Genomic DNA, 12,286 nt, shown 5'->3' on the forward strand with positions numbered 1-12,286 from the left:
GAGCGTTTGAAGGCCGAGTGGAAAACTATTCCGCCGCGTTGCGCTTGAGGCTCGCCTCCATGCGGGCGAGCTGCTCGGGCGTCGCCTCGGCCTGGTGCTTGGCCTTCCATTCCCCCGCCGGCATACCGTGGATGAGTTCGCGCGCTGCTGCCTTGTCGCCCGAATAGCCCGCCTCCCCGATCCAGTCGGCCAGGCAATTGCGACAGAAGCCCGCCAGCCCCATCAGGTCGATGTTCTGCGCGTCAGTGCGATGGCGCAGGTGGCGCACCAGCCGGCGGAAGGCGGCGGCGGCCTGGGCATCATCGAGTTGATCGAGGGGGTCGGTCGCGGTCATATCAATCCTTGTCTTGATCGGGCCTGCTGCCTAGGCGGCGCTCCATGCAGACGCTCGAACCGCGCAAGCGCAAGGTCAAGGTCCTCGCGACGGTGGGTCCCGCCAGCCGTTCCCCCGAGATGCTCGCCAAGCTGCTGCGCGCAGGCGCCGACGCCTTCCGCGTCAACATGAGCCACGGCGAGCATGCCGACCACGCGGCGACCATCAAGGCGATTCGCGACCTGGAAAAGAGCACCGGCCGCCCGATCGCGATCCTCGCCGACCTGCAAGGTCCGAAGCTGCGGGTCGGCACCTTTAAGAACGGCCAGGCGGTGATCCGCCACTCAGGCCATTTCACGCTCGACCGCAATTCTGAGCCGGGCGACGAGACCCGCGTCGAACTGCCGCATCCCGAGCTGTTCGCGGTGCTCCACAAGGGCCAGCGTCTGCTGATCAACGACGGCAAGATCCGCCTGCGGGTGATCAAGACCGAGCCAGACAGCGTGCTGTGCTCGGCCGAGGTCGGCGGCGTGATCTCGGACCGCAAGGGTGTCAACGTGCCCGACGCCGAAGTGCCGATCCCCGCGCTGACCGACAAGGACCGGCGCGACCTGGCCTTTGCGATCAGCCAGGGCGTCGACTGGATCGGCCTGTCGTTCGTCCAGCGGCCGGAGGACCTGGCCGAGGCGCGGCGGCTGATGGGCGGTCACGGCGCGCTGTGCGCCAAGATCGAGAAGCCCTCTGCTGTGCGCCGTTTGGAGGAGATTATCGAGCTGAGCGACGGGCTGATGGTCGCCCGAGGCGATCTTGGCGTAGAGCTCGACCCCGAAGAAGTGCCGCCGCTGCAGAAGCGTATCGTCAACTGCGCGCGCACCGCGGGCAAGCCGGTGATCGTCGCGACGCAAATGCTCGAATCGATGATCGAGAGCCCGACGCCGACCCGCGCCGAGGTCTCGGACGTCGCCAACGCGGTCTACGACGGTGCCGACGCGGTCATGCTGTCGGCCGAAACCGCCGCCGGCCAGTGGCCCGAAGAAGCGGTCGCGATCATGGACCGCATCGCCACCCAGGTCGAACGCGACGACGCCTACCTCGCACGGGTGCGCTTCCTCGACACCCCGCCCGATCGGACCACCGCCGACGCGCTCAGCCATGCGTGCATGACGATTGCCGACACCGTCACCATCAGCGGAATCGTGGTATTCACCGGCTCTGGCAGCACCGCCCGCCGCGTGGCTCGCGAGCGGCCGAGCGTGCCGATGATCGTGTTAACGCCGTCGGTGCGCACGGCTCGGCGCACCGCCTTGCTATGGGGCGCGCACCCCGTCTCGACCAAGGACATCGGCAGCTTCGAAGAGATGATCGCCAAGGGCAAGCGAATGGCGCTGCGCCACGGTTTCGGCGAGGCGGGCAGCAAGCTGATTGCGCTCGCCGGCGTGCCGTTCGGGACCCCGGGCAGCACCAACTTGCTGCACGTCGTCACGCTGAGCGGCGACGAGTTGACCCGCCACCCGGGGTAAGGTCAGGGGCTGACCGGCGCGTCGTCGTCGCTTAGCAACAAGACGCCCATGCCGATTGCGCCGATCAGCACGATGATCAGCGCCCGCACCAGGTCGCTGCCGCCAAGTTCGGATTCGTCCGAGATGGGAGCGCTGGCGCGGGGCATCGGCGCAGCTTGCGCGGCCTGCGCGGCGACCGGCAGCGCAGCCAACGACGTAGCCGCGGCAGCTAACGACAACTTACGGAAAGACATCGCAAATTCCTCTTGTTCCGGGTCTGGAAGGAGTGGGACCAACCCCCTTCCCGCGTGCCCGTTCCGAGATCGATGAAAGATGCGGCGGCCCGTTGGCTGGCCGCGATAGAGCCCCCAGGTCGGGGCTTAGCCTTGGCGGTAGAAGTCGAGCCGCTCGCGCGCGCGCCGTTCACCGATCAGGGGCAACAAGGCGTGCATGTCAGGGCCATGATCGCGGCCCGTCAGCGCTTGGCGCAGCGGCATGAACAGCGCCCTGCCCTTGCGCCCGGTTGCGTCCTTGAGGGCTGAGGTCAGTGCGCCCCACGGATCCTCGCCCCAGCTGAGCAGATCGGCTGCCTGCGCGAGAAAGGCGCGATCCTCTTCTCCGAACTCGGGCGCAACGATCGGTCCGGTGATGACCCGCCACCAATCGGCCGCGTCGGCGACCCGTTCCAGGTTCGGACGCACCGCGAGCCATGCGCGCTCGTTCATACCGGCGGGCAGGCGATCTGCGACTTCGCTATACGACAGCTGGTGCACGATCGCGTGGTTCAAGCGCTCCAGCTCGGCCTCGTCGAACCGCGCCGGCGCGCGGCCGAAGGTGGCGAGATCGAAGCTCTCGATCAGCCGCGCGCGGTCCATGATTGGCTCGACCGGCTGCGAAGTGCCGAGCCGGGCGAGCAACGCGACGATCGTCTGCGGTTCGATTCCACGCTCGCGGAAGGCATCGCACCCGAGCGAGCCCAGCCGCTTCGACAGCTTGCCCTCGTTGCCGACCAGCAACGCTTCGTGCGCGAAGCGCGGCGGATTGGCGCCGAGCGCGGTGAACATCTGGAGCTGAGCGGCGGTGTTGCTGACGTGGTCCTCGCCGCGCAGCACGTCGGTCACACCCATCTCCACGTCGTCGATCGCGCTCGGGAGCATGTAGAGCCACGATCCATCGGCACGGCGGACGACCGGGTCGGACAGTTGTGCGGCCTCGAAGTGCTGGCGTCCGCGGATGCCGTCGACCCACTCGACCGGCTCCGCATGGTCGAGCTTGAACCGCCAATGCGGCGCGACGCCATCGGCCGCGAAACGCGCGTGATCCGCCTCGGTGAGCGCGAGCGCGGCACGGTCGTAGATCGGCGGCAAGCCGCGTCCCAGCAGCACCTTGCGCTTGAGGTCGAGCTCCTGCGCGGTTTCGTAGCAGCGATAGACCCTGCCTGCCTCGCGCAATCGTTCGAACGCCGTTTCGTAGATCGCGAGCCGCGCCGACTGACGCTCCTCGCCGTCCCATTCGAGGCCGAGCCAGGTCAGGTCCGCGCGGATTCCGTCGACGTATTCCTCCGCGCTGCGGACGGCATCGGTATCGTCGATCCGCAGCAGGAACCGTCCGCTCGCGCTCCTCGCCAGCAGCCAGTTGTGCAGCGCCGTGCGGATATTGCCGACGTGCAGGTTGCCGGTGGGAGAGGGGGCAAAACGGGTAACGGTCATCGGGAAAGCTCGAACAGCGCGTACTCGGCGCGCAGGTTGGCAAAGGCGGGCGACAATGCGCGCTCGCCGGAGAAGTACCACGCGCGTTCGCAGCGCACGCCCTTGGCCGCGATCAGTTCGCGGAAATCGGCGACGGTGACGTGGTGGATGTTCTCGGTCTCGTACCAGCTCACCGGCAGATGGCGCGTCACCGGCATCCGCCCGCGCAGGGTCAGCGCCGCGCGGGTGCGCCAGTGGGCGAAGTTGGGAAACGACACGAACGCCTGCCGGCCGACCCGCAGCAGTTCGTCGAGCATGCGGTCGGGTCGCGCCGCGGTCTGCAGGGTCTGCGACAGGATCGCGTAGTCGAACGCCTTGTCGGGATAGTCGGCGAGGTCGCGGTCGGCATCGCCTTGCACCACGCTAAGGCCCCGGGCGACGCAGCGCTCGACGAGCACGGGGTCGACTTCCATCCCGCGCGCATCGCACCCGCGCTCGCCCTGCAACTCGGCCATCAGCGCGCCGTCGCCGCAGCCGATGTCGAGCACGCGCGCACCGGTGCGCACGTTGCGCGCGATCACCGCCAGATCAGGCCGCAGCGCGCTCACTCGATGAACCCTTTCACAACCCGGTCGAGCGCGGCGTGCTCGAGCAGGAAGCTGTCATGCCCGTGCGGCGCGGAGAGCTCGACGAAGCTCACCGCCGCGCCTGCCGCGTTGAGCGCGTGAACGACGTGGCGGCTCTCCGCGGTGGGATAGAGCCAATCGCTGTCGAAACTGACTAGGCAGAAGCGGGCCGTGGCTCCGGCGAAGGCATCCGCCAACCGGCCGCCATGCTCTTCGGCAATGTCGAAGTAGTCCATCGCGCGGGTGATGTAGAGGTAGCTGTTGGCGTCGAAGCGCTGGGTAAAGCCGCTCCCTTGGTAGCGCAGGTAGCTCTCGACCTGGAAATCCGCATCGAAGCCGAACGACTTGGCCTCCCGATCCTGCAGGTTGCGACCGAACTTCTCGGTCAGGCCGTTCTCCGACAGGTACGTGATGTGCGCCGCCATCCGCGCGACCGACAGCCCTTTGTCTGGCGCGCGGCCCGATCCGTAGTAGTCGCCGCTTTGCCACTCGGGATCGGCCATGACCGCCTGGCGGCCGACCTCGTGAAAGGCGATGTTCTGCGCCGAGTGGCGCGCGGTGGTCGCGATCGCCAGCACCCGCGCGGCGCGGTCAGGGAAGTTGGCGGCAAGGCTCAGCGCCTGCATCCCGCCCATCGATCCGCCGACCACAGCATGCAGCCGCTCGATCCCGAGCCCATCGAGCAAGGCGATCTCGGCGCGCACCATGTCGCGGATGGTGATGACCGGGAAGCGCATCGCCCACGGCTGGCCGTCGGGCGCGGGGCTGGCGGGGCCGGTCGAGCCCATGCAGCCGCCGATCACATTGGCGCAGATGACATGGAAGCGGTCGGTATCGATCGGCTTACCGGGGCCGACCATTCGCTCCCACCAGCCCGGCTTGCCGGTCAGCGGATGCGCGCTCGCGACATACTGGTCGCCGGTCAGCGCGTGACAAACGAGGATCGCGTTATCGCGCTTCTCCGAGAGTTGGCCATACGTCTCGTATGCCACCGTGACGCCCTCAAGCGCGCTGCCGTTGTCGAGCGGCAGCGGGGCGGGGAGCGCATAGCTCTGGGTGGCAGTCGTGGGAGCCATTGCCGGGCCGCTAAATAGGAAGAGCCGCCATTGGGCAACCTCTCGCATTTCTTTGATGCAAGCGCGGCGGCGCTGCCATAAGCGCCGCGCATGGCCGACCGTCCCACTCCGAAGCCCTGGATCGCGCGCATCCATGCCTACACGCCGGGCAAGGCGAGCAGCGACGGCGGTCGTCCGCTGTTCAAGCTGTCGGCGAACGAGAACCCGCTCGGCACCTCGCCTGCGGCACTGGCGGCGATGGCCTCGGCGGCGCCGGCGAGCCGCTACCCCGATCCCGGTAGCACCGCGCTGCGCGAGGCGCTCGGCGCCAAGCACGAGATCGATCCGGCGCGCATCGTCTGCGGGACGGGCTCGGACGAGCTGCTCAACCTCGCAGTGCAGGCATTCGCGGGGCCGGGCGACGAGGTGCTGTTTCCGCGCTACAGCTTCGCGGTGTACGACATCGCCGCGCGGCGCTGCGGCGCGGAACCGATCGAGGCCGCGGACGCCGAATACGGCTGCGACGTCGACGCCCTGCTCGCCGCGGTCACCGAGCGGACGCGGGTGGTGATGCTCGCCAATCCCAACAATCCGACCGGCACCTTCTTGACCGCGAGCGAGGTGGCGCGGCTGCACGCAGGGCTGCCGGCGAACGTGCTGTTCGTGCTCGATCAGGCCTACGCCGAGTATCTTGATCCCGCTGACGACGACCAGGGCCTGGCCTTGGCCGAGCGGCACGCCAACGTGCTCGTGACGCGGACCTTCTCGAAAATTCATGGCCTCGCCGGGGAGCGGATCGGCTGGGCGACCGGGGCGCCCGATCTGATCGGCGAACTCAACCGCATCCGTGGTCCATTCAACGTGACCAATCACGGTCAGGCGGCGGCGCTCGCCGCACTGGGCGATGATGAGTGGGTCGAGCGCAGCCGGGCCAAGAATGCCGCCGAGCGCGCCCGCTTCGTCGTCGCGCTGGAGACGCTCGGCAATCACGGGATCCGCCCGGTGCCAAGCCAGGGCAATTTCGTACTCGTGCTATTCGAAGGCGCACTGTCCGCAGAAGCGGCGATGGCGGCGATCAGCGACGCGGGCTACGCGGTGCGGCACCTGCCGAGCCAGGGTCTGGGCCACGCCTTGCGCATCACCATCGGCACGCGCGCGGACATGGACGCGGTCGCCGACGCGATCGCCCGAGCGGCGCGGAGCGCGGCATGAGCTTCGCGCGTGTCGCGATCATCGGCCTCGGCCTGCTCGGCGGATCGATCGGGCTGGCGGTGCGGGAAAGCCTCGCCGGTTGCACCACCACCGGGTTCGACGCGGACCCCGATGTCCGGCGCCGCGCGGGCGTGCGCGGGCTGGTGAGCCGGGTCTGCGACAGCGCCGCCGAGGCTGTCGCCGATGCCGAACTGGTCATCTTCTGCGTCCCCGTCGGCGCGATGGAACAGGCCGCGCGCGAGATCGCCGATGTGCTCCCCACCGACGCAATCGTCAGCGATGTCGGCTCGTCCAAGGCGGCGGTGGGGGAGGCGCTGAAGAAGGCGCTGCCCGGAGCCACGGTCATCCCTGCGCACCCCGTCGCAGGTACCGAGCGCAGCGGGCCCGACGCGGGCTTCGCGCACTTGTTTCGCCAGCGCTGGTGCATCCTTACTCCCGTTGAAGGCACCGATCCGGCCGCGCTCGCCAGGTTATCGGCGTTCTGGGAGGCACTCGGCGCCAAGGTCGAGCTGATGGACGCCGCGCACCACGACCTGGTGCTCGCGGTGACCAGCCACATCCCGCACCTCATTGCCTACACCATCGTCGGCACCGCCAGCGATCTCGAAGGCGTGACCCGCAGCGAGGTGATCAAGTACTCGGCGGGCGGCTTCCGCGATTTCACCCGCATCGCCGCGAGCGACCCCACGATGTGGCGCGACGTGTTCCTGACCAACCGGGAGGCGGTTCTCGAGATGCTCGGCCGCTTCACCGAGGACCTGACCGCGCTCCAGCGCGCGATACGGGAGCGGAACGGCGACGCGCTGTTCGACCTGTTCACCCGCACCCGCGACATCCGCCGCTCGATCGTCGAGCAGGGCCAGGATGACGCGCGGCCCGATTTCGGCCGCGGCGACCACGACGGCTAGTCGTTCAGCGCGTTGATCGCGGCGTGCACGCGCGCCTCGGCCTCCCCGCGCGGGAGGCCCGGCGGGATAGGCTCGCCGAAGCGGTAGGTGATGACCCCGCTCTTCTTCCACCGCCGGTGATAGAGCGGGCCGCTGTTCACGGCGACCGGGATCACCGGCAGGCCGAGCAGCTTGTAGAGGCCCGCGAAACCCGCCTGCAGCTTGGGGCCGGTCCCGTGCGGCACGCGGGTGCCTTCGGGGAACAGCACCAGCGGGCGCCCGCTCGCGACCAGTTCCTTCGCCGCCGCGATCATCGTCCGCAGCGCCTTGGGACCTTGGTCGCGGGCCACCGGCACCAGGCCATAGGCTCGCGCTGAAGGCCCCCAAAGCGGGATCGAAAACAGCTCTTCCTTCGCGAAGACCGACGGATTGCGGAACTGCGCGGGCGCGTCGATCGCCTCGAAGAAGCTCTCGTGCTTGATCGCGTAGAACGCCGGACCATCCGGCACATCCCCCTCGATCCGCACCCGCATGCCGAGCAGCACGCGAGCGCAGGCGCGGTGGAACTGCGCCCACCCGCGCACGACCTTGCGGAATGCGCGCGCGCTGAACGGCAGGACCAGCAGCGAGCCTGAGGTGTAGAAGATCGAGCCCGTGTAGAACACGAGGTAGAACAGCAGGCTGCGCAGCACCGCCATCTCAGCCGCCCTGCGGCACCAGCCGCGCGAGCGTGCTCGCGATCAGCTTGTTGTATTCGAGAAACAGGATGCCGAGGCGCGGGCGCGACGGAACCGCGTCGCGGACGACCGTCACGCCGCCGGGCAGGGCGGATTCGAGCTCGCCCGCCGCACGGCGCATGTGCCAGTCGGTCGTTACCAGTCGCAGCGAGTGGTAGTCGTTGCGCTTCAGCCATTCCGCGGTTTCGGCGGCGTTGCTGCGCGTGTCCACGGCCGCGAAGCCCAGCGTCACGCAACACTGCATCGTTGACGCAGGGACGCGATACTCGGCGGCAAATTCGCCCGGCTTCACTTCCCGGTCGACCCCGGTGACCAGCATCGATCGGGCCTGGTGCTCGCGCAGGAGCTTGAGCCCACGGTCGATCCGGCCGGGACCGCCCGTCGGGACCACGATCCCGTCGGTCTTCGCGCCCTCCATCGGCTGCGGCAGCGCGGCGGCGAACCACAGGAAGCCGAACGCGTAGAGCAGCGCGAGGAACGAGAGCGCCCGGCCGATCACAGCATCCTCCTCAGCGCGCCGAGCACGGTCAGCCGCGCGGTGAACATCGCGATCACCACGCCGACCAGCGGGATCGCTGCGATTAGCACCCAGTCGATCGCGGCCAATCCGCCGCCCGCGACCATGCCCGAGCCGAGCGCCGCGAACTGGCGCCCCAGCACCAGCACCGCCGCCATGCCGAGCGCGAGGCCCACCGCGCCGCCTGCAGCCGCATCGAACCCCACGGATCGCTGGAAGATGCGCGCGATCTGCGCGTCGGTGCCGCCGAGCAGGTGGACGATCTCGATCGTCCCCCGGTTGCCGCCAAGCGCGCTGCGCGCCGCAAGCCAGACCGCCGCGGCACTCGTCAGCGCGAGGAGCACGACCAGGGCAATCGCCAGCCACTGCAGGGAAGAAATTGCGGTGAACACCGGTCCGAGCCATGAAGACTGCGCATCGACCCGCGCTGCCGGGGCCACCGGGCCGAGCGCGCGGCGCAGCGCGGTCAGCCGCTCTGCATTGGCAGGCCCGCGCAGCTCGACATCGATCAGCGCCGGGACCGGTACCGCTTCGTCGCCTTCGCTGCCGAGCCAGGGATCGAGCAAGGCGTTGAGTTCATCGTCGGGGACCACCCGCAGGCTGGCGACTTCTGGCAGACCGGACAGTGCCGCCTCAGCCGCGCGCGTCTGCCGGTCGCGCTCGACCTTGAGCGGCTCGACCACCTGCACCGTCGCCGCGCCCGATAGCTCGCTGCGCGCGGTGTGGGCAAGGTTGCTGAGCGCGAGTCCACCGGCCCCGGCGATCACCGTCAGCGCCACCATGATGGCGATCACCCACGGCATCGGCCCGGCGAGCCGCGCGTGCGGTACCAGCGCGGCGGCGCGCTCGCCGCCAAACGGCACCAGGCTGCGCGCAACCGCACGGGCGAGTACGGGAGGACGCTTCATGCCAGCGCCTGCACCCGTGGCGGCTCGCGGCGGGGCGGAAAGCGCAGCGCACCGGTGGGATCGCTCAGCCGGCCCTTGTCGAGCCGCATGATCAGCGAATCCGGCACCTTGCGCAGCAGATGCACATCGTGGGTCGCGACCACCACCGTGGTGCCGAGCCGGTTCAATGCCTCGAACAGCCGTAGCAGCTTGAGCGCCATGTCGGGGTCCACGTTACCGGTCGGCTCGTCGGCAACTAGCATATCGGGCCGGCCGATCACCGCGCGCGCAATGGCGACGCGCTGCTGCTCGCCGCCGGACAGCGTCGCGGGGCGCGCCTCCGCGCGGTGGGTGAGCCCGACCCAGTCGAGCATATCCGAAACCGGCTTGCGCAATTCGCTCTCGCGTACGCCCGACACGCGCAACGGCAAGGCGACGTTGTCGAACGCGGACAGGTGCGGAACCAGGCGGAAGTCCTGGAACACGACCCCCAGCCGTCGGCGGAACGCGGGCAGGCGGTCGCGCGGCAGGGTAATGACGTCCGTCCCGAACATGCGGATCGCCCCGCGCGACGGGCGCTGTGCGAGATAGAGCAGCTTGAGCATGGAGGTCTTGCCCGCGCCGCTCGCGCCGGTGAGGAAGTAGAACCCGCCCGGATGCAGCGTGAACGAGATGTCGCTCAGGATTTCACGGTCGGTGCCGTAGCGCAGGCCCACGTTGTCGAACGTGACCACCTCGGCGGAATCGCCGGTCACCGCGAAGCGCTCGAAACAAAAGGGGAAAAGCGCACAGCGATCATCGGCAAAACCGGCTATAGACCGGCTTCCATGTGGAAAAAAGCCGTCTGCCAGTGCGATGCACGGCGGTGACTCTTGTGCGCACCTCCGGCTTGCGTCAGATTCTTTACCATGATCATCGCCTGCCCCGCCTGCACGACCCGCTACGTTGTGCCGGACAGCGCCATCGGCGCGGAAGGGCGGACGGTGCGCTGCGCCAAATGCCGCCACAGCTGGTTCCAGGACGGGCCGGTGCTCGATCTGGCGGAGGTCGCCGCGGCGCCGGCCGCTGCTGAAGCGCCCGCCGCCTCGCCTCCCCCGCCTCCGGCTGCGCCTTCCTTCGAGGAGCCGGTCGCCGAGGAACCGGAGGCGGCCTATGCCGAAGCGCGTCCCGCCGACGCGCTAGCCGAACCGCCGTCGTGGGAGGAGCCGCCCGCGCCGACCGTGGTCGAAACCGCGCCCACCCCCGAGCCGGAAGCGCAGGACTATGGCGAGGAGGTCTCGCAGTTCGACTATGCGCCGCCGTTCAGCCCGCGGCGCAATATGCTCAAGGTGTGGACCGCGGCCGCCGCGCTGTTCGCGGTGCTCGCGCTCGGCACCGTCGCCGCGGTCAGCTATTGGGGCCTGCCCGAATGGGTGCCCATCAGCCGGCCGATCTTCGGTATGGCGCAACCGGACTTGCGGCTCGACTTTCCGAAGGACAAGCAGGAACGGCGCACCCTGCCCAACGGCACCGAGTATTTCGGGGCCAGCGGGACCGTGAAGAACATCGGCCGGGAAACGCAGTCGGTGCCATCGATCCTGATCGTGCTGAGCGATGCGCGTGATCGGATCGTCTACAGCTGGGAAATTCCCCCGCCCAAGTCGCGTCTCGCTCCGGGTGAAACGATGACCATCAACGAGGCTGTGACCGACGTGCCCCGATCGGCCAAGTACGCCGATATCGGCTGGAAGCCGAACTAAACGCTCAGCTTCCCGCAAGTACCTCGGCCACCGAGGCGTAGGGATAGCCGAGCTCTTCCGCGACCGCCTGGTAGGTCACCTTGCCGGCATGCACATTAAGCCCCTCGGCGAGGTGCGAGTTGCGTCGCAGCGCCTCGCGCCAGCCGAGGTCGGCCATCTTGAGCGCGTGCGGGAGCGTCACGTTGTTGAGCGCGTAAGTGCTGGTGCGCGCAACCGCGCCCGGCATGTTGGCGACGCAGTAGTGGACGATGCCATCGACGACGTAGGTGGGGTCGGCGTGGGTCGTCGCGTGGCTGGTTTCGAAGCAGCCGCCCTGGTCGATCGCGACATCGACCAGCACCGCGCCGGGCTTCATGCACTTGAGCATCTCGCGGCTGACGAGCTTGGGTGCGGCGGCGCCGGGGATCAGCACCGCGCCGATCACGAGGTCCACCTCGCAGATCGTCTGCTCGATGCTCGCCTGGCTCGAGAATAGCGTCTTGGCGCGGCTTTCGAAATGCGTGCCGAGCCGCTCGAGCACTTCGGGATCGCGGTCGAGGATCGTCACGTCGGCGCCGAGACCGACCGCCATCTGCGCAGCGTTGAAGCCGACCACGCCGCCGCCGATCACCATCACCTTGCCGGGCAGCACGCCCGGGACGCCGCCCAAGAGCACGCCGCGGCCGCCGTGCGCCTTTTCCAGTGCGGTGGCGCCGGCCTGGATGCTCATCCGTCCCGCGACCTGGCTCATCGGCTTCAGAAGCGGGAGCGTGTTGCCCGGGCCGGTGACTGTCTCATAGGCGATCCCGGTGACGCCGGACTTGACGAGGTCGGCGGTCTGTTCGGGATCGGGCGCGAGGTGGAGGTAGGTGTAGAGCACCTGGCCTTCGCGCAGCTTGGCGCGCTCGACCGCCTGCGGCTCTTTGACCTTCACGACCATTTCGCATTCGGCGAAGATCGGGTCCGGGCCGTCCTGGATGGCCGCGCCTGCCTGGCGGTACTGCCCGTCGTCCGCGCCGATGCCGAGGCCGGCGCCGGTCTCGACCCACACTTCGTGCCCGTGCGCAGACAGCTCGCGCACGCTCTCGGGCGTCAGGCCCACGCGGTATTCGTGGTTCTTGATTTCCTTGGGGCAGCCGATGCGCAT

The 12,286-nt window shown here is 68.9% G+C and carries 14 protein-coding genes; 4 read left to right on the forward strand and 10 right to left on the reverse strand.

The features are described from left to right. Positions 1-25 precede the first annotated feature (25 nt). Positions 26-334, reverse strand: coding sequence for a DUF1244 domain-containing protein (locus ELY12_RS11555; protein WP_126176865.1), 309 nt, complete (start codon positions 332-334; stop codon positions 26-28). Between the two features lie 44 nt (positions 335-378). On the opposite strand from ELY12_RS11555, the gene pyk reads away from it, so the two are divergent. After that, complete coding sequence (pyk, locus tag ELY12_RS11560; protein WP_126176866.1) at positions 379-1,833, forward strand: pyruvate kinase; 1,455 nt, start codon at positions 379-381, stop codon at positions 1,831-1,833. Positions 1,834-1,835: 2 nt separating this feature from the next. On the opposite strand, the gene ELY12_RS11565 is transcribed toward pyk, so the two are convergent. The 4 genes from ELY12_RS11565 to metX all read right to left on the reverse strand — a co-directional run bounded on the left by ELY12_RS11565 (position 1,836) and on the right by metX (position 5,202). Continuing rightward, positions 1,836-2,024 (reverse strand): hypothetical protein, encoded by a 189-nt coding sequence (locus ELY12_RS11565; protein WP_126176867.1) that lies wholly within the window; start codon positions 2,022-2,024, stop codon positions 1,836-1,838. 168 nt (positions 2,025-2,192) lie between these two features. Beyond that, the gene (gltX, locus tag ELY12_RS11570; RefSeq protein WP_126176868.1) at positions 2,193-3,521 is read right to left on the reverse strand and encodes a glutamate--tRNA ligase; all 1,329 of its coding nucleotides are present in this window, start codon (positions 3,519-3,521) and stop codon (positions 2,193-2,195) included. Next, positions 3,518-4,108, reverse strand: a complete 591-nt coding sequence (gene metW / locus ELY12_RS11575; protein ID WP_241229835.1) for a methionine biosynthesis protein MetW — start codon at positions 4,106-4,108, stop codon at positions 3,518-3,520. The genes gltX and metW overlap by 4 nt, the downstream gene beginning before the upstream one ends. Continuing rightward, on the reverse strand, positions 4,105-5,202 hold the full coding sequence (gene metX / locus ELY12_RS11580) for a homoserine O-acetyltransferase MetX (protein ID WP_126176869.1): 1,098 nt from the start codon (positions 5,200-5,202) through the stop codon (positions 4,105-4,107). Before metX ends, metW begins: the two co-directional genes overlap by 4 nt. 90 nt (positions 5,203-5,292) lie before the next feature. On the opposite strand from metX, the gene hisC reads away from it, so the two are divergent. Further along, on the forward strand, positions 5,293-6,393 hold the full coding sequence (hisC, locus tag ELY12_RS11585; RefSeq protein ID WP_126176870.1) for a histidinol-phosphate transaminase: 1,101 nt from the start codon (positions 5,293-5,295) through the stop codon (positions 6,391-6,393). Further along, the gene (locus tag ELY12_RS11590; protein ID WP_126176871.1) at positions 6,390-7,301 is read left to right on the forward strand and encodes a prephenate/arogenate dehydrogenase family protein; all 912 of its coding nucleotides are present in this window, start codon (positions 6,390-6,392) and stop codon (positions 7,299-7,301) included. The genes hisC and ELY12_RS11590 overlap by 4 nt, the downstream gene beginning before the upstream one ends. Here ELY12_RS11590 and ELY12_RS11595 read toward each other — a convergent pair. From ELY12_RS11595 to ftsE, 4 genes are read right to left on the reverse strand one after another with little or no spacing between them, the layout of a single operon-like run. Continuing rightward, positions 7,298-7,978 carry a lysophospholipid acyltransferase family protein gene (locus tag ELY12_RS11595; RefSeq protein ID WP_126176872.1) on the reverse strand — a complete coding sequence of 227 codons (681 nt, stop codon included), beginning with the start codon at positions 7,976-7,978 and terminating at the stop codon, positions 7,298-7,300. The genes ELY12_RS11590 and ELY12_RS11595 overlap by 4 nt on opposite strands. A gap of 1 nt (position 7,979) precedes the next feature. Next, positions 7,980-8,516, reverse strand: coding sequence for a YdcF family protein (locus tag ELY12_RS11600; protein ID WP_241229836.1), 537 nt, complete (start codon positions 8,514-8,516; stop codon positions 7,980-7,982). Beyond that, the gene (locus ELY12_RS11605; RefSeq protein WP_126176873.1) at positions 8,513-9,442 is read right to left on the reverse strand and encodes a cell division protein FtsX; all 930 of its coding nucleotides are present in this window, start codon (positions 9,440-9,442) and stop codon (positions 8,513-8,515) included. Before ELY12_RS11605 ends, ELY12_RS11600 begins: the two co-directional genes overlap by 4 nt. Further along, a complete protein-coding gene (gene ftsE / locus ELY12_RS11610; RefSeq protein ID WP_126176874.1) occupies positions 9,439-10,176 on the reverse strand; it encodes a cell division ATP-binding protein FtsE in 738 nt (245 codons plus the stop codon). The genes ELY12_RS11605 and ftsE overlap by 4 nt, the downstream gene beginning before the upstream one ends. 153 nt (positions 10,177-10,329) lie before the next feature. Here ftsE and ELY12_RS11615 point away from each other — a divergent pair, with 153 nt between their 5' ends. Continuing rightward, positions 10,330-11,160, forward strand: a complete 831-nt coding sequence (locus tag ELY12_RS11615; protein ID WP_126176875.1) for a zinc-ribbon domain-containing protein — start codon at positions 10,330-10,332, stop codon at positions 11,158-11,160. A 4-nt stretch (positions 11,161-11,164) separates the two neighbouring features. Here the strand turns inward: ELY12_RS11615 and ald are convergent. Beyond that, a partial coding sequence (ald, locus tag ELY12_RS11620; RefSeq protein WP_126176876.1) for an alanine dehydrogenase occupies positions 11,165-12,286 on the reverse strand: 1,122 nt, incomplete at its 5' end.

This window comes from Tsuneonella rigui (assembly GCF_003958625.1).
GTDB lineage: Bacteria > Pseudomonadota > Alphaproteobacteria > Sphingomonadales > Sphingomonadaceae > Tsuneonella > Tsuneonella rigui.

Bases quoted from the DNA above. Each gene is read 5' to 3' on its own strand.
- ELY12_RS11555 (WP_126176865.1), bottom strand. From the start codon at position 334: ATGACCGCGACCGACCCCCTCGATCAACTCGATGATGCCCAGGCCGCC.
- pyk (WP_126176866.1), top strand. From the start codon at position 379: ATGCAGACGCTCGAACCGCGCAAGCGCAAGGTCAAGGTCCTCGCGACG.
- gltX (WP_126176868.1), bottom strand. From the start codon at position 3,521: ATGACCGTTACCCGTTTTGCCCCCTCTCCCACCGGCAACCTGCACGTC.
- metX (WP_126176869.1), bottom strand. From the start codon at position 5,202: ATGGCTCCCACGACTGCCACCCAGAGCTATGCGCTCCCCGCCCCGCTG.
- hisC (WP_126176870.1), top strand. From the start codon at position 5,293: ATGGCCGACCGTCCCACTCCGAAGCCCTGGATCGCGCGCATCCATGCC.
- ELY12_RS11590 (WP_126176871.1), top strand. From the start codon at position 6,390: ATGAGCTTCGCGCGTGTCGCGATCATCGGCCTCGGCCTGCTCGGCGGA.
- ELY12_RS11595 (WP_126176872.1), bottom strand. From the start codon at position 7,978: ATGGCGGTGCTGCGCAGCCTGCTGTTCTACCTCGTGTTCTACACGGGC.
- ELY12_RS11605 (WP_126176873.1), bottom strand. From the start codon at position 9,442: ATGAAGCGTCCTCCCGTACTCGCCCGTGCGGTTGCGCGCAGCCTGGTG.
- ELY12_RS11615 (WP_126176875.1), top strand. From the start codon at position 10,330: ATGATCATCGCCTGCCCCGCCTGCACGACCCGCTACGTTGTGCCGGAC.